Source organism: Streptomyces sp. adm13(2018) (assembly GCF_008042145.1).
GTDB lineage: Bacteria > Actinomycetota > Actinomycetes > Streptomycetales > Streptomycetaceae > Streptomyces.
The window spans coordinates 787,838-803,795 of sequence record NZ_RDBH01000129.1 but is presented as its reverse complement, the minus strand read 5'-3'; the positions used below and the strand labels follow the sequence as shown (position 1 = coordinate 803,795).

Genomic DNA, 15,958 nt, shown 5'->3' with positions numbered 1-15,958 from the left:
AGGAGCTGATCAGCGTGTTCAACCGTATCCGTCAGGCCATCAGGCGCACCAGGGAGCGGCACGCCCCAAGGGCCCGACACCGCAAGGCCTTAACACCCACGCGCCCGACACTCATCCACCCCAAGCCGCCCAACGAACTGACGCTGTTCCTCCGACAGCTCGGCGACCGTACGAACTTCCTCCTGGGCGAAGAGACGGCCCTCGTCCGCCCGTACGTCCTGGTCGACGATCAGTGCACCCGGCAGAGCTCGGAGCCGATCCCGCACCACCTCATCGCTCACGCCTGCTTCGCGCCGGCGGAGGCCCACGGATGACGCACGTCCACCCGGCGGCAACCTCGCCCTACCGGTCTAGCGCATGCCAGATCGGCACGCACCACCAGTGCGCGCACTCCTCCCCGACTACGGCGCCGATCGGCATCCCAGTCATCTATGAGACATGCGCCCGCTCCTGCCACTCCGCGACAACGTCACCGGAGGCGACCTCGTGAACGGCATTCCGTCCCGCGGTGCCCTCGCGTCCCCGGTCGAGATCACCACGGCCACCGTGCAGCGCGGCGACGTCATCCAGATCGGCGGCCAACCGTGCCGAGTGGCCGACCTCCGTCAACTGCCCGGCGGCGCAAAGCGCCTCCTCTTCGAGTCGGGCGAACTCCTGACCATGCACACCCGTACGCGCCTGATCGCCGTACGAGTGCTCAGGAGGTGGTGATCGCCCCCATGCCGTCCCTACGCGACACCATCGCCGACGACCTCCGGACGCAGATCACCACCGGCCGCCTCAAGGCTGGTTCCCGCCTCCCCTCTGAGCCCCGACTCGCTGCGGACTACAAGGTCAGTACCCCAACCCTGCGCAACGCCCTCGCGCTCCTCCAGGCCGAGGGACTGATCGAGAAGATCCACGGCAAGGGCAACTTCGTTCGCCGCCCTCTCCGCAGACTCAGGTACACCGGAGGTCGCCTCACCCCGGGCGCAGACCTCCACGTCACGATCCGCACCACCAACCTCCGAGCACGCGGGGACCTCATCCCCCTACTCAAGGTCCCCTCACGCACCCCGCTGACAGAGTTCCTCTGCCTCACCCACCAGGGAGAGAGGCCGCAAAGCCTGGCCCGCATCTACGTCCCGCGCGACCTGGAGCCAGCCGAACTGGCATGGTCTCGCCCCGACCGGGCGGAGACCCGAGAAGTGGTCATTGCCCGACTTCCCACCCCAGAAGAGGCCTCAACCCTCAGCATCAGCACGTCGCTAGCCGTGCTCGCAATCACGCGAGTGTCTGCCGACCTCACGGGCCGCGTGATCGAGGTGGCTCGCCTGCTCCTTCCCGGCGACCGCGCCGAAGCGCTCTTCACCACTCACCACACGATCGAAGAGATGAGGGCGGAAGGATGAAAGCCAACAGCGAGCTCCGCCTCCTCCCCTGGTCCGGCCCCAATGAAAAGCCCTGCTACCTGAGCACTGACGACGCCAGCAGCCACCTGTCCCGCCTGGCCGACACCACGGAAGCTGCGCAACTCGACGTCGGGCAAGAGCTCCTGGAGCACGCCATGGAGGTGATCGTCGACGCGGAGTCCGGGCCGGCGGAGCTCCGCCTCTTGGCGAGGGATCTCACAGAAGCTTTGCGGGACGCACTCCGCGTGGCCGTAAGCCGCGGTCACCGCCTTCCCGCGCCGGACTCCGCCGCGCACGGAGAAGAAGATGCGCCCCCTCGGCCCCCCGCTGCGGCCTTCGGTTAGCAGTTGAGTACCGCAAAAAGTCGAAGCCCCGGACCAAGGTCCGGGGCTTCTCTGCACACGGCTCCGGAGGGGCCTTGCGCTTCCGACGTTTGCGCTGGTGAGAATGCCGTTGTGGGAGGCGACGGCAAGCCTGGTCCACAAATAGGCCGCGAGTATCGACTGCCCCATCACGAAGCTTGCTGCTGACTTTCCCCGCGACCCTGCCGTATGAGGGCCGTCGCGCCCTGGCTCACGGGCTCCAGGGTCGGCCGCTAGCCAGAGCCTGCATTGCAGCCTCCACCAGGTCGGCGCGCTGACTCAAGAACTCCTCGTAGTTGTTCTCCCGCAGAGGGAGCTCAGGGATGGAATGACTTTTCAACCGGAAGAGGATTTCCTCGTCCCCGAGGCTGCTGGCATCGGCGCGATCGCGCATATAGACAAGCGGTTCCTTATCTCTGATGGTTCGATTCGTTTTCCAGGTGATCAAGGCACAGTTCAAAGCGAGATTTGCCACTTGCTCTGATTTCTGGTTCCTAAGATAGGCTTCAGGGAAGATGTGGTGGTACTCTCGCTGCCCGGCGCTCGCAACTTGAATTTCACCGCCATCCGCTAGGTCCGTTGCTCCACCCTTTAGGGATACAAGAAGGATTGCGCGAGCGAGGCGATCCTTTTTCTTCGGCCAGCCAGCCTCTAGAAGCTCCTGTTTCTTGGGGAGCTCGGACTCAAAGATCGGTGGCTTCCCGTCGATTCCATCTCGGATGGACTTCCTGAGTTCTCGAACGTCGTGAATTACAGCAGTATGCGCACTGCTTTCATAACGCTCTGTGAAGAATCCCCTCCAGAGGAACTTTCGCAAAAGGGTCCGGGCTTCCCCTAGTTTGTCGCCGCTGAGTTCTGCGGCGTACGACCAAAGCGTGATGAGAGCCGGTAGCACCGTGAAGGTTGGCAGTCTCTGCGCGTCAAGCACCTTCTCGGATTCTAGAAATTTGACTGCCTCCTCTGCGCCTCTCACCATTTCGGCCCAATGGTCAACCAGCTTCTTCCAGTCGAGCTCTAGAATGCTGGGCCTATCGGGAGTTTTGTCCTGCATGAGCGCGGCTGTACGCAAGACGATGTCTTGCACGTCCCCGTATCGAGCCATTCCTGGCACGCGACCATTCAGGCTTTCCAGGAGGTCATGCAGGGATTCGCCTATCTCCTGCTCTATGTCTGCAGTTATGATGTCGAAGATAGACAAAGGAGTGAAGCCTGTGTTGATTCGAGTGAACACCTCCAAGACTTGCGCCCTGCTTGTGCTGGTTGGGAGGGAGAGGAACGGAATATTGAATGAGGAGAACCTGGCCCTCCAGGAGTTGATGCGCACGACGTGCTCTAGGACGTCGTTCGGTGTATCGGCGCATGCCTGCTTTACCCAGTCCATGACCTGCTGAGCGGTCTCTTCTCCTGGGAGGAGTAGCTGCACAGGAACATAGCCGCGCTTGATGAGTTCCGTCGGATTATTTGTCCAGAGCGGGTACTTCCTTCCTTGCTTGTGGCTGATTTTTACGCTCTGTACGGCTATTCCGTCATAGTCGGTTCGTTCGTTGAAGCTGACGAAGTAGTCTCTGTCTTGATATCCGCCAGTAAGGCTCTTCCATAGGGCCGTCAGGCGCTGTTGTCCATCGAGTAGAAGCTCCGATACTCGCGCACCTTCCGGAACGGTTACTCCATTAATGGCCCTGTGCTTGAACGGCGGCTCACCTTCGACTTCGAGGATGAACATGGAGCCCACCGGAAGTTCATTCAGAACGCTCTCAAGGAGACTTGCGATCTGTCCGTAGCTCCAAGCCTCGAAGCGCTGGAATCTGGGGAGTTGAACCTGTCCCCGGCCAACGGCCGAAACCCAATCCTTCAAGTCGCGGTTCCTAGCTTCCACGTGCCCTCCCGTGTAGTGCGTCAACTTGCGTTGCATCCACGTCAATTTAACCAGCAGTGTCGTGACTTGGTGTCAAGTGCAGCGAAGCTTCCCTGTCGTCCCCGCACGATCTGGCACGGATGTGGCACGGGGACTCCTTCGTCCCGAAGCAACTCGGGTGAGGGCGCCGCCTTGGGGTGCTGCGCCTCTCAACTGAGCTGATGGTCCGCAGACAGTCGAGCTCGTCCGCCGCAGTTCGTCGGCGTTGTCACGCAATTAGACACTCAGCTGACTCCGGCTGGAGTACCGCGCCCCGGCCAGCCGCCTGCCAGCATCAGGATTTCTGGCCCTTGAGAACGCTTGCGGCAAGGTCATCTACGGACCTACGCAACTCTCGCTCCGACAAAGAGTCTTTGGGGCCGAACCGCTCGACATAGAGCGTTGCTCCGTCACCTACGTCTACGGTGAGCTGGGCCTTCCAGGTGTCGCCATACAAGACTTGGCGGGCAGCTGCACGCCCCTCGATAAGCAGCGGCTCTGCCTTCTCCGGGGTCACATCTGTTCCATCTACCGTCTGCTGCAAAGACTCTGCAGTGGGGTAGAAGGCGACGACAAACCCAGTTGGCTCAGTCGCGCCGTCCTCCGTCATAATCAGATAGCAGGAGACTCCACCCTGTTCCTCAGAAATTGCAGTCGTCTCCCTAATGCTGAGCTGCTGCTGCATTGAATCGCTCACGAGCTTGCAGACGGTGCCCTCGCCGACCCCGGCAATGGTCGGAGCTGGTCCCGAGGCCGTGATGCCTGTGGATCCAGAAGCACCCGCGATGGCGTAGCCGATGCCGGCACCGACAGCAAGAGAGACTGCCGTAGTAAGGGCCAGCATGCTTCTCCCTGGCCCACGACGGCGCTTCGAGAAGGCCGTACTTCCAACAGGCGAGTCCAGAACTGGGTCGCTCTCGTGCGCTGAGGTGTCCTTGCTGACCATGTCAAGAGGATCACACCAGCGCCGAGACTCCTGCCCGGGAGTCTCCTGATCGTTATCCACCGGGCGTTGAGCCATCAGCCCGGGAGGCACCGATCCTTGATCCCGTAGCAGCCTCCTGAGCAGGGCGAAGGGCGGATGGAGTGTTTCTTCCGCCCGTCGGTTGTGACCGCTGAAATGAGCAGGATCAGGGCAAGCGCCAGTTCGCTAGTCCCCTCCGCTGGCCGTCCGTGCTGCAGCGACGAATACTGCTTGCTGGAGGACTCGTCCTGCGCGGTCCGGCTTTGGTGTTCCGCTCATCTGCGCTGCGGTGTCGTTTCGGCCGATGCCGTCGAGCAACAGTCGGGTAGCGGTGGTGTACTCCTCGACTGCCTTGAAGTAGATATCTCCGGCCGGCCGAGTAAGTTCAGCAGGGCCGTGGAGAACCGCCACATGCAGGGCCTGGTCGAGCTCTTTCAGCGCACCCTCTGCCGCGGCGAACTCCGCCGGCGCTGGGTCGCTCAGCTGCGACGGAGGCCGGAGTGACCACACAGCATCGAGCGCTGTCCACACCTGCGTTGCGGAGGTGAGAAACGTGGCATAGGCGGTACGGCGGGACTCCTCCCGAGCCATGACGCGTTGCGATCTGACCTGCCTGGAGTGCAGCCAGAGGGTGAACCCGCCAGTCAATGCAGCACCGCAAAGTGTGGACCCTGCAGTGATGGCTGCGACCGCGATTGTTGGATTCACGCTGGCAGTATGCCGCCCACTGCCTGCACTCAACACCCCAGCTCCCATCCTGTTCTCAGCCGACTGGTACACGAAGGCGGGACAGGTTCTGGTGGTCAGTCGACACGCTCATCAGCCACGGTCCTGCGGTTACCGACGCGGAGCGACCACACCGGCCTCTGCTGCTTCGCGGCAGCAGCTGCTCCCCGCCAGCCCCTTCCCGGTGGTGCGGTCGCCTCACGCTCCCGTCATCCGTGACGGCGGGGGTACGGCGCCGCGCCCTACTCAGGCCCGGCAGTCGGCTGGCCATGCGCAAGGGGCCACCCCTCCCTCGCCGCTGGCCGTCTTTGGATCGTCCGTCTTGGCCGCGGTCGGCAGTGCTCGTGGCTACGCGTGCCATGTGACGGTGGCCGTGCTTGAAGGCCTGCTTCGGCTGCTCATCAACCCGAGCTGTCAGGCGTGCGGACGGCGGCCGGGCTGGAGCGGGGCGCAGACAGGAGCGCAGGCCCGGGCGACGGGCCGCGCGCGCCGCGCTGTGCGCGGCGGGTGCCTTGATGAAGTAGAGAAAGTCTTACCGCGCTTCCGGGCTTCGCTCGGCCTTGAACTCGCTCAGCAAGTCGAAGAACAGGTCGATGCCAGCCCTGCCGCTCGCTTCCGCGGCCTTCGTGATCTCGACCGCCCACCCCAAGGAACTGGCGTAGTTGTGGCCAAGTCGCGGCCACAGCCAGTCGGCGAACGGACCCTGATGCTCGAAGTCCGTCATGGCCTGGGGGCCGTGGACCTCGGATGCGACTCGGTAGCCGTACAGCATCGCCTGGAGCTCCAGGAGGGAACCGCCGCGCACGAACAGCCCCGGCCGCATGCTGACCTGGTCCAGGAAGTCATAGACGTCGCGCCACTCGCTGATGGGCTTCGCAGTGGTCATACCGACGTGTCCAGGAGGTGGCGGCCGTCGTGGCTTCGGACGTGGGGGCCGTTTTCGTCCAGGGCGTCCAAGAGGCGGATCGCGTAGACCTCGGCCATGCGCTCTTCGACCTCGGCCGGCGTGAGCCAGTCGACCGCGGTGGACTCGTCTGAGGTTCGCTCGGTGCCGCCTGAGGGCTTGCAGCGGAAGACCAGGGCGACGATGCCACGGGTGGTGTTCTTGTAGACGCCGGTCAGCTCGTCCACCTCGACGTGGATGCCCGTCTCCTCCAGGACCTCGCGGGCCACGCCCGCTTCCGGTGCCTCGGTGAGTTCGAGGACGCCGCCCGGGAGTTCCCACGTGCCGTTGTCCGCTCGGCGGATGGCCAGGAGCCGGCCGTCTTCGCGCACTACCGCTCCGGCCACGGACACCGAGTGGAGTGGCGTTGACTTTGTTCCCACGCTCCCGTTACTCATGTACAGGAGCATATGAGAGTGGGTAGGACTGTGGGAACTCCAGCAGACGCTGGCAGGGCCGTACCTCGGTACGTGCAGATCGCGGACGAGATCGTCCAGCAGATCCGGTCCGGGGTGCTGAAGGCCGGCGACATGGTGCCCAGTGAGTCCGAGCTCGTCGAGCGGTACGGGGTCGCCGGCGGGACCATCCGTAAGGCCATGGTGGAGGTACGGGCCAGTGGGCTCGTCGAGACCCGGCACGGCAAGGGTTCGATCGTGAAAGATCGGCCTCCCGTACGGCTTCGGTCCTCCGATCGCTTCCGGGCCTCACACCGTCGTGGCGGCAAGGCCGCCTACCTCGCCGAGTCCGAGCAGTCTGGTGCCACGGCCAAGGTGAGCGTCCTCTACATCGGGCCCATGGAAGCGCCGGCAGATATCGCTGAGCGGCTTGGTGTCGACGTGGGGACTCAGGTGCTCGCTCGGCGACGCCTGTACTTCCGGAACGGAACGCCCGTCGAGACCGCCTCGTCGTACCTGCCGTGGGATGTCGTGAAGGACATCCCCGAACTGTTCGCCGAGAACCCCGGCCCCGGTGGCATCTACGCCCGGCTCGAAGGCCACGGTCACACCTTCACCGAGTTCGTCGAGACGCTCCAGGCTCGGCCGGCCTCGAAGGCGGAGTCGTCAGAACTGGCCCTGAGCCCTGGCGCCCCCGTGGTGCATCTACTGCGGGATGCCGTGACGAAGAAGGGGCGGGTCGTTGAGGTCTGCGACACCCTCATGGCCGCTGACCAGTTCGTCTTCCAATACCGGATCCCCGCGACCGACTGACGCTCGCTCAACTTCCCTCAGCCCGCTGCGGTTTCCTTCCGCGGCGGGTTGACTCATGTACAGGAGTGGGGCACTCTTCTTCATATCACTCCTATACAGGAGTGAATGAGTCCAACCTCTATAGAGGAGTGATCCACTGTGCGTCAGATCCCCGTCGACACGTCCGCCGCGATGGTGATGGTGGCCCAGCCCCCGGCCCCGAAGATCGCGAACCGGCAGACCGGTGAGATCGCCACCGACCGAGACACCGGCGCCCCGCTGATGACGGTGGACGTCATGTTCGTCATGGACGGGAACGCCGAGATCCTGAACCTGACCGTGCCCAAGACCGGTATCTCCGAGGAGCTGTCCATGGGGACCCCGGTCGCCCTGACCGGCGTCGTCGCCCGGCCGTGGGAGAACGAGTTCAACGGCCAGAAGCGCCACGGCATCAGCTTCCGCGCCGTCGCCGTCACCTCGCTCGCCGCCGCCAAGGTCGGCTGACCCATGACCGCCTTAACGGTCGCCCTCGCCCTGGTCGCCGCGGTCGCGCTGCTGCTGCGGTGGCAGCGTCCGGCCTGGTACTGGATGAGCTTCGGCGTCGTCATCGCCCTGGTGCGGATCCTCGCCCGGTACGCGTCGGTGATGGACGCGTGTGGGCTGACCGTCCCGCCCTCGCGCTGGCACCTGGCTCTGGCCCGGATGACCGGCCGGCCCATCCCCGATTCGCGGGCGCCCCGGATCCTGCGGCTGCGGCCGACGCGTACCGGGCTCGTACTACGGGTGAAGCTCCGCCCCGGTCAGGACGCGTTCGACTTCTCCGCTGCCTCGGACCGGCTCCGGCACTCGTTCGTCATGCAGAACGTCACCGCCCGGGAGATCCGCTCGGGTGTCGTAGAGCTGCGGATGACCGGATACGACGTCCTCAAGCGGGTCCAGATGCCCGCGGCTGTCCGTGGTGGGGTGATGCGGGTTCCGGTCGCCATGCGGGAGGACGGGGAGGTGTACTACCGCGACTACCGCCAGACCCCGCACGCCCTGAACGTCGGTGCCACCCAGTCCGGGAAGTCCGTCTATCAGCGCAACCTCGTCGCTGCGCTCGCCACGCTGGATGTCGCCCTCGTCGGGATCGACTGCAAGCAGGGAGTCGAACTCGGCCCGCTCGCGCGACGGTTCACCGCCCTGGCCGACAACCCTGATGCCGCCGCTGACCTCCTCGACGCCCTCGTCGAGCACATGGAGGACGTCTACCAACTGATCCGACGCGAGCAGAGATTGAGTGCAGACCTGCCGGATGTGGAGATCACCGCCGACATCTGGGACCTGCCCGATCACCTGCGACCGAGGCCGATCGTGCTCCTGGTCGATGAGGTCGCCGAACTCGCCCTCTTCGCTACGAAGGACGAGGAGAAGCGGCGGGATCGGATCATCACCTCCCTCGTCCGGCTCGCCCAGCTCGGCCGCGCCGCCGGCATCTACCTGGAGATCTGCGGGCAGCGCTTCGGCTCCGAGCTCGGCAAGGGCATCACCATGCTCCGTGCCCAGCTCACCGGCCGGACCGCTCACCGCGTGAACGACGAGACCTCCGCCAACATGGCCTTCGGCGACATCGCCCCGGACGCCGTGCTCGCCACAGTCCAGATCCGTACTGACCGGCCCGGCACCGCTGTCGCCGGCGACTCCTCCGGTGGGTGGGTCCGCATCCGCACTCCCCACCTCTCGCTCCGGCGGGCCGTGAACATCGCGAACTCCCATGCTCACCGCACGCCCGAGATTCCCGCGCTGGACGCCTTCCGGCCCGTCCTTCCTCCTCTGGGCAAAGCCGCGGCGCCTTCAACCGTCACGGCTCCTGCGATCGCCTGAATCCCCTCGCTCCACGGCGGCGTGACGCTTCACGCCAGGTCCCTACCCCTCCCATGCCCGAAACCGGAAGGAGGACCCTCCGATGCGTCCCATCCGCCGACCGGACGCCGTCCTCGTACAAGCCGTGATCGCCGGCGCCCTGTCCTTCGCTCACCTCCACGATCTGGCTGCGGCTGCCGGACAGTCCGGTTGGAAGGCTTGGGCCTACCCGGTCTCGGTGGATCTCCTGCTCGTCGCCGCCTGGCATCGGCTGCGAACCTCGCGGGCTGCCGGTGAACCTGCCCGCTCGGCCTGGACGTGGTTCATGGTCGCCCTGGCCGCGTCGCTCGGTGCGAACGTCGCCACCGCCGGTCTCCTCGACCTCGGCCACGTCCCCGCCTGGCTCCGCATCCTCGTCGCCGGGTGGCCCGCCCTCGCCTTCCTCGGCGGCACTCTTCTCGTCCACTCCCCCGGGCATCCAGCTGTCGCCGAACAGGCCGAACCCGACACGGCCGCCGAGCAGCCCCCGGCCGTGGAAGCGGTCATCCCCCCTCCCAGGCCCTAGCCTGTCCCCATGCCTCGTTACGAATTCCGCTGCCGGACCTGCGGCGACACCTTTGAGCTCAGCCGGCCCATGGCCGAGTCCTCCGACCCGGCCTCCTGCCCCGCCGGGCACGACGACACCGTGAAGCTGCTCTCGGCCGTGGCCGTCGGCGGCTCCGCCTCCGCCTCCCCCGCGCCGAGCGGTGGCGGGGGCGGCGGCTGCTGCGGTGGCGGCTGCTGCGGCTGAGCCCGGAGCCCGCGCGGTCGCCGTCAGACGGCGGCGGCCGCCCGGAACCGGCGCAGGATCTCCTCCCCCGCCGCGACCCCGCGTTCCGCGAGAACGTCGAGGTGGGGGGCCGTCCAGTCGCTTTCCGCCAGTTCGCCGTGGCCCGGGCGCCACGCCCGGTCCGCGGCGAGCAGCAGGTCCGCGTCGAGCAGCGAGTCCCCGGCGGCCAGGGTGAGCGACGCGCCGGTGCGGCGCGCCACCTCGTGGACAGCCGCGCTCTTCGTCAGCGGCTTCGGCACCGCGTACACCTTGCGGCCCTGGAGCGAGACCGTCCAGCCCCGCTCCCCCGCCCAGGCTCCGAAGCGCTCCAGCCAGTCCACGGGCAGCCGCTCCCGCTCGACGACGAGATAGGCGAACAGGTCCTCCGCGACGCGGTGCTTCCGTACCCAGGACAGGTCCGTGGTCGCGGTGAGGTAGGCCCGGACCTCGGAGAGCGGCGCGCACTCATCGGCGAGCCTGCGCAGCACGGAGGCGTGCCAGTCGGCGTCGGTGACGCCGTCGACCAGGATGTGCCCGCCGTTGGCGCAGATCGCGTACTTCGGTGCCCTGCCCGGGAGTTGGATACGCTGGTACTGCTTGCGCGTCCGCGTGGTGGTGGGGACGAAGACGGCCTCCGCGGTCAGCTGCTCCAGGAGTCCCGCGGCCCGCTCGGTCATGTACGAGAGCGGCTTGGACTCGTGGACCTCCACGCAGAGCAGCCGCGGCGCCTGGGCGTCGGGCATGCCGAGGGCGAGGGCCGCGGACGAGTAGATGAGGGTGCGGTCGAGGTCGCTCGCGACCAGGACCGGGGCGGGGACCACGGCCACCGCCTGCGCCGCGGCCGCCGTCTGCACCGGGAGCGGCGTCGGGGCCGGGGCCGGGACGGAGGCAGGAACGGAGGCCTGGACCGGGGCCGGGATCGTCGCCGTCTCCGTGGCCGTCGCCCCCGCCGTCGCCGCGACCGGCGCGTTCACCCCCGTCGCGACCGGCGCGTTCGCCTCCGCCGAGACCCCTGCCGCGACCGCCGCCGCGTCGCTCTCCGCGTCCGCGTACGTCGTCGTGTTCTTCGTGCTCACTGGGACACCACCGCCTTGCCGTCGGCGCCCGTCGCGCCCCTCGTGTACTGAGGGTGTATCAGACCGACACAGCTGTACGGCAGTTCGTCGACCTCCTCGACCGGTACGCCGCGCTGCTCGGCGAGCAGTCGGACGTGCGCGAGGTCGGCCTCCGCGCCCCGCTTGGCCAGGATCTTCCACGGGACGCGGCGGAGCAGTACGCGGGTGGTCTCGCCGACGCCGGGCTTCACCAGGTTGACGTCGTGGATGCCGTACTCCTCGCTGATCCGCTCCACGGCGGCCCAGCCCTCCCAGGTCGGGGTGCGGTCGGCGGCCAGGAGTTCCTTGACGTCCGTGTCGACGGCCGCGGCGACCTCGTCGAAGCGGGCGGCGACGGCGTCGAGGAAGACTCCGGAGACGTCCGCGCCGGCCAGTTCGCGGTAGAACTTCCCGCCGTGGAAGTCGTCCGGTCCGACCAGGTCGGCGCGGAGCACCGTACGGGAGATCAGGCCGGAGACCGTCGAGTTGAGGCAGGCGGAGGGAATGAGGAAGTCCTCGCGCGTCCCGTACGTACGGACACAGGAGCCCGGGTCGGCGAGCACCGCGATCTCCGGGTCGAAGCCCGTGATCCCCTCGGACGCCTCGAACTCCTTGATCGCGTCCGCGAGTTCGCGGGTGATGGCGCCCTTGCCGGTCCAGCCGTCGACGAACACGACGTCCGCCGGGTCGTGATGGGCGGCGAGCCAGCGCAGCGCGTTGGCGTCGATGCCGCGGCCGCGCACGATGGACACGGCGTAGTGCGGCAGGTCCAGTCCGTGGCGGGCCTGCGCCCAGCGGCGCATCAGGACGCCGACCGGGGTGCCGGCGCGCGCGAGCGAGACGAGCACCGGGCGGCGGCCCGGCCGCTCGGCGAGGACGGTCTCGGTGACGGTGCCCACGGCGCGGGCGATCCGGGCCGCCGAGGTCTCCAGGGCCGCGTGGAACAGCTCCTGGTAGCGGTCGCTCGGCTGGTACTCGACGGGGAGCGACTCGGCGTAGTGCGCGCCGCCGCTCTGGATGGCCTCCTCGCGTTCCTCGGTGGGCGCCTCCAGCTCGACGTCCGAGAGGTCCTGGAGCAGCCAGCCGACCTCCTCGGGTGCGTACGAGGAGAAGGCGGGGCCGCGGAGGGGCTCGGGCAGCATGGAGCTCCTTTCGGGAGCTTCGGTGACCTGGGGCCGGACGCCGTACGTGGAGTGCGGCGGGGCCGTGGGTGTGTACGAGGGGACGACGGCGAGCACGACGCGCGGGACGTGCGCGGCGAGCCGGGCGAGCAGGCCGTCCGGGGCGTGCAGGGCCGGGGTGTCGGCGGTGGAGTCGACGACGAGGACGACGGCGTCGAAGCCCGCGCCGGCCACGTTGTAGGCGTAGCGCTCGCCGGGGCCGTCGGCGGGGTCGTCGTGGGCGGGGAAGACGAGCCGGGTGCGGATCGCGTATCCGGGGTCGTCGACGGCCAGGACGGGCGAACGGGTGGTGGTGGAGAAGCGGACGTCGTGCCCGGCCTCCTCCAGCGCGGTGCCGAGGCGCAGCGGGGCGTACATCAGCTCCTCGAAGCCGAGGACGAGCACGTGGGGCCGTGCGGCCGGCTGGACCGGCGCGGAGGCCTCGGGAGCGGGGGCCGCGGCCGCAGCGGGCTGCGCACTGTCGGCCGGGGTCGACAGGGCCTCGTCGGCCGCCGGGGTCGGCGGTGCCGTCCCGTCGGCCGGGGCCGTCGGCGTTCCTTCGGTCCGGGCCGGCAGGGCCTCCGCGATCCTGGCCGCCATCGCGGGGAGTGCCGCCTCCAGGCGGTCCCGCTGGTCGGGGGTGAAGCCGTGCCGGCCGCCGTCGGGCAGGCCCTCCGGCCAGTCGAGCGCCACCCGTACGTGCCCGTGCCCGTCCACCGGGGGCGGTACGACGCCGTCACCCGGCTCGTACGCCCCCTCGTACTCCGCCACCAGCGCCTGCCCCCGCTCCAGGACCCCCTCCGGGAGGCGGACGGTGCCGGTGGCGGCGGATATCAGGTCCAGCCGGGCGCCGATCTCCGTCGCGAAGGCGTCCAGGCGGCCCAGGTCGGCGGTCGAACGCATGTCGACGAGGGCGACGACCACGTAGCGGTCGCGCGGGTAGCGCTCGTGCAGGGCTCGCACGGTGTTGAGGACGGTGTTGCCGGTGGAGAACTCGTCGTCGACGAGGACGAGCGGGCCGTCGCCGGCGAGCAGCTTCGGGTCCTCGGGCAGCAGCAGGTGCGAGGTGGCGTGCGAGTGGGACTCCTCGAAGCCGCCCGCGCGGGCGACCCCGGCCACCGGCCGCCGGGTGGAGTGGAGGTACGGGGCGAGGGCGAGGCCGTCGGCGACGGCGTGGCCCAGCGCGGTGGCCGTCTCGGCGTACCCGAGGACGACGGCGCGCGCGGCCTCCTCGTCGCCGAGGAGCGCGCGGACGCGCCGGCCCAGGTCCAGGCCGGAGCCGTGGACCACGGACGGCCGCTGGGGCACGTGCTTGCCGAGCACGCTGGAGACGAGCAGGTGCGCGCGTTTGGGGTTGCGACGCAGCGCGAGGCCCAACAGGGTCGGTAGCGCCTCGTCGCCGATCAGTTCGACGCCCAGTCGCTCCGCGACCCACGTTCCGGTCCACACCACGTCGTCGACGTCCCTTCGTCAGCCGGCCAGTCCGGCGGTGAGCAGATCCACGAAGCCGATGTCCTCCTTGGCGACGCCGAAGACCTCGGCGCGCAGGAGGGTGCGCTCGGCCCACGCGCGATGCGGCTTCACTTCGTTCATCTTGTTCGTGTAGGCGGAGCGGAGGACCCCGCCGCCGTCCTGTTCCGGCCGCAGGATGTCCTGGGCGTCGCTCCACTCCTCGTGGCTGACCACGGAGAGCGCGTGCACCGGCACCACGTGGGTGGGGTGGATGCAGGTCTTCCCGAGCAGGCCGTTGGCGCGGTCGAGCTCGATCTCGCGCAGCAGCCCGTCGAGGTCGTGCTCGATGAGGGCCGTGCGCAGGTCCTCGGCGCGGCCTTCGAGGAAGGGGCTGCGGCGCAGCTGGGGCTTGAACATGCGCTCGCCGGGGCGGAAGTACTCCCAGACGGGTCCGGTGACGGTGAAGCCGGTGCCGTCGGAGCGGCCGAGGACGTTGACGACGTCGGCGATGACATGCGCGACGATCTTGACGTCGTAGGCGGTCATGTCCGGCGAGCGGCGCAGTCCGTAGGCGGAGCAGAAGTCGGTGACGCCGAGCCGCAGGGCGAGGACGCGGTCGCGGTACTTGTCGGTGATCGCGGCGATGCCGGCGAGGGTCTCGGCCCGGGTCTCCAGGTGGAGGAGGTCGGGGGACTCCAGGACGGGCATGGCGAAAAGGCGTCTTCCGCTCGTCTGCTCGGCGTGCAGGAGGGCGTCGAGGAAGGCCTGGCCGCGTGCCTCGGTGAACTTGGGCAGTACGAATCCGGACAGGAGGCGGACCGTTTCTCCAAGCCGGGCGACGAGGTCGGTGATCTGGTGCGGATCACGGACCCTGATGAAGAGCAGGGGCAGCTCGGCGGCGGGGTCCGTGGCGGGGTCGGCGTCCGTCACGGTCCCGGCGGCGAGGTCGGCGAACTGGCGTACGAGGTTGTCCTCGCCCGCCTCGACGTCGGCGTCGCTGATGGAGTCCTCCAGGCAGAGCACCATGGAGACCACTCCACGGGCCGCCTGCTTGCGCACGTCGTCGGCGAGCCGGGGCCGGGTGGCCGGGCTGTAGAGCGTGGCTCCCAGGGCCACGGCGAGCGTGCGCGCGGGCGAATCCGCCGTGAACGCCGCCGGTTCCCGGTGGAAGAGACCAGCCCGCGTCGCGGACGGGATGTACCCGAAATGACGCATATAACTCCCTCGTCTACCTCTCTGGAACCTGACGACATGTGGCCGGTAATAGTACGTAGGTGCGGGTGTCCGCAGTTCCCTCCACGCATGAAATCCAGGTAACTCGCCGGCGTCCGTCAGCGCGACCCGGGACGGGTCACGCCCCCGCGTTGTCCGCGGGTCCCCCGGGAGGGCAGGATGACGGTCATGACGCACGCGATGCTGAAGGGCTCCAACGTCCCTCTCGACACCGCGGCCGTACGGGCCGTGCTCCGCTGGACCCCGGGCTCCGGGGTCCCCGACGTGGATGCCTCGGCCCTGCTCCTGGGGCCCTCCGGCCGGGTGCGGTCCGACGAGGACTTCGTCTTCTACAACCAGCCGCGCCACCCCTCGGGCCTGGTGCGACGGCTGCCGAAGAAGCGCGACTCCAAGGGTCTCACGGACACCGTGGAGGCCGATCTCGGCAGCCTCGACCCGTCCGTCGACCGGGTGGTGATCGCGGCCTCCTCCGACGGCGGGACCTTCCGCTCCGTCTCCGACCTGCGGATCCTGCTGTACGACGCGACGGCGGGGCCCGACGCCGAGGCACTGGCGCTGTTCTCCGTGACCGCGGAGACGGGCGAGGAGACGGCCGTCATCTGCGGCGAGCTGTACCGCCGCGGGGACGGCTGGAAGTTCCGGGCCGTGGGCCAGGGCTATCCGACGGGTCTGGTCGGCCTCGCCACCGACTTCGGCATCTCGGTCGACGAGGACGCGCAGGACGGCTCCCAGGACGACGCGCGGGGCGCCCAGGACGGCTCCCAGGGGGCCCAGGGCGGCTTCCGCGAGGTCCCGGGCGGCCGGGGCGCCCCCGGCGGGGCCGAGGGCTCCACGGCGGCCGCCGGCGACCTCGACCTGACCGTCGCCCACACCCCGGCCTCCGTGCCCCCGCAGCCGAGCGT

17 protein-coding genes are annotated in these 15,958 nt (G+C 68.3%); 9 read left to right on the top strand and 8 right to left on the bottom strand.

Going from position 1 to position 15,958, the window contains the following annotated elements; all coding sequences use genetic code 11:
* Window positions 1-14 precede the first annotated feature (14 nt).
* The 3 genes from EAO70_RS20215 to EAO70_RS20200 all read left to right on the top strand — a co-directional run bounded on the left by EAO70_RS20215 (window position 15) and on the right by EAO70_RS20200 (window position 1,391).
* On the top strand, window positions 15-314 hold the full coding sequence (locus tag EAO70_RS20215; RefSeq protein WP_148004280.1) for a hypothetical protein: 300 nt from the start codon (window positions 15-17) through the stop codon (window positions 312-314).
* A 124-nt stretch (window positions 315-438) separates the two neighbouring features.
* Window positions 439-711, top strand: coding sequence for a hypothetical protein (locus tag EAO70_RS20205; protein ID WP_315986242.1), 273 nt, complete (start codon window positions 439-441; stop codon window positions 709-711).
* An 8-nt stretch (window positions 712-719) separates the two neighbouring features.
* Window positions 720-1,391, top strand: a complete 672-nt coding sequence (locus EAO70_RS20200) for a GntR family transcriptional regulator (RefSeq protein WP_148005257.1) — start codon at window positions 720-722, stop codon at window positions 1,389-1,391.
* 573 nt (window positions 1,392-1,964) lie between these two features.
* Here the strand turns inward: EAO70_RS20200 and EAO70_RS20190 are convergent.
* From EAO70_RS20190 to EAO70_RS20170, 5 genes are all read right to left on the bottom strand, one after another.
* Window positions 1,965-3,665 carry a DUF262 domain-containing protein gene (locus EAO70_RS20190; RefSeq protein WP_148004276.1) on the bottom strand — a complete coding sequence of 567 codons (1,701 nt, stop codon included), beginning with the start codon at window positions 3,663-3,665 and terminating at the stop codon, window positions 1,965-1,967.
* Between the two features lie 277 nt (window positions 3,666-3,942).
* On the bottom strand, window positions 3,943-4,593 hold the full coding sequence (locus tag EAO70_RS20185; RefSeq protein WP_148004275.1) for a hypothetical protein: 651 nt from the start codon (window positions 4,591-4,593) through the stop codon (window positions 3,943-3,945).
* Window positions 4,594-4,797: 204 nt separating this feature from the next.
* Window positions 4,798-5,319 carry a hypothetical protein gene (locus EAO70_RS20180; protein ID WP_148004274.1) on the bottom strand — a complete coding sequence of 174 codons (522 nt, stop codon included), beginning with the start codon at window positions 5,317-5,319 and terminating at the stop codon, window positions 4,798-4,800.
* A gap of 550 nt (window positions 5,320-5,869) precedes the next feature.
* Window positions 5,870-6,223 carry a hypothetical protein gene (locus EAO70_RS20175; protein WP_148004273.1) on the bottom strand — a complete coding sequence of 118 codons (354 nt, stop codon included), beginning with the start codon at window positions 6,221-6,223 and terminating at the stop codon, window positions 5,870-5,872.
* On the bottom strand, window positions 6,220-6,690 hold the full coding sequence (locus EAO70_RS20170; protein ID WP_187283958.1) for an NUDIX hydrolase: 471 nt from the start codon (window positions 6,688-6,690) through the stop codon (window positions 6,220-6,222). The genes EAO70_RS20175 and EAO70_RS20170 overlap by 4 nt, the downstream gene beginning before the upstream one ends.
* Here EAO70_RS20170 and EAO70_RS20165 point away from each other — a divergent pair, their 5' ends adjacent.
* The 5 genes from EAO70_RS20165 to EAO70_RS20145 all read left to right on the top strand — a co-directional run bounded on the left by EAO70_RS20165 (window position 6,691) and on the right by EAO70_RS20145 (window position 10,099).
* Entirely contained in the window at window positions 6,691-7,488 is a 798-nt protein-coding gene (locus tag EAO70_RS20165) for a GntR family transcriptional regulator (RefSeq protein ID WP_187283957.1), read from the top strand. It abuts the gene before it with no gap.
* 138 nt (window positions 7,489-7,626) lie between these two features.
* Window positions 7,627-7,971, top strand: a complete 345-nt coding sequence (locus EAO70_RS20160) for a hypothetical protein (RefSeq protein WP_030688073.1) — start codon at window positions 7,627-7,629, stop codon at window positions 7,969-7,971.
* A 3-nt stretch (window positions 7,972-7,974) separates the two neighbouring features.
* Window positions 7,975-9,330, top strand: a complete 1,356-nt coding sequence (locus EAO70_RS20155; RefSeq protein WP_148004270.1) for an FtsK/SpoIIIE domain-containing protein — start codon at window positions 7,975-7,977, stop codon at window positions 9,328-9,330.
* Between the two features lie 82 nt (window positions 9,331-9,412).
* The gene (locus EAO70_RS20150; protein ID WP_410091297.1) at window positions 9,413-9,874 is read left to right on the top strand and encodes a DUF2637 domain-containing protein; all 462 of its coding nucleotides are present in this window, start codon (window positions 9,413-9,415) and stop codon (window positions 9,872-9,874) included.
* A gap of 9 nt (window positions 9,875-9,883) precedes the next feature.
* On the top strand, window positions 9,884-10,099 hold the full coding sequence (locus tag EAO70_RS20145; RefSeq protein ID WP_148004269.1) for an FmdB family zinc ribbon protein: 216 nt from the start codon (window positions 9,884-9,886) through the stop codon (window positions 10,097-10,099).
* 23 nt (window positions 10,100-10,122) lie between these two features.
* Here the strand turns inward: EAO70_RS20145 and EAO70_RS20140 are convergent, their stop codons facing one another.
* The 3 genes from EAO70_RS20140 to EAO70_RS20130 form a co-directional block, all read right to left on the bottom strand.
* Window positions 10,123-10,938 carry an HAD family hydrolase gene (locus EAO70_RS20140; protein WP_148005256.1) on the bottom strand — a complete coding sequence of 272 codons (816 nt, stop codon included), beginning with the start codon at window positions 10,936-10,938 and terminating at the stop codon, window positions 10,123-10,125.
* Window positions 10,939-11,189: 251 nt separating this feature from the next.
* Window positions 11,190-13,823 (bottom strand): phosphoribosyltransferase, encoded by a 2,634-nt coding sequence (locus EAO70_RS20135; RefSeq protein ID WP_148004268.1) that lies wholly within the window; start codon window positions 13,821-13,823, stop codon window positions 11,190-11,192.
* Window positions 13,824-13,841: 18 nt separating this feature from the next.
* Window positions 13,842-15,038, bottom strand: coding sequence for an HpcH/HpaI aldolase/citrate lyase family protein (locus EAO70_RS20130; RefSeq protein WP_148004267.1), 1,197 nt, complete (start codon window positions 15,036-15,038; stop codon window positions 13,842-13,844).
* 177 nt (window positions 15,039-15,215) lie between these two features.
* Between EAO70_RS20130 and EAO70_RS20125 the strand changes: the two genes are divergently transcribed.
* Window positions 15,216-15,958 (top strand): TerD family protein (locus EAO70_RS20125; protein WP_261992957.1); only part of this gene is annotated, 743 nt, incomplete at its 3' end.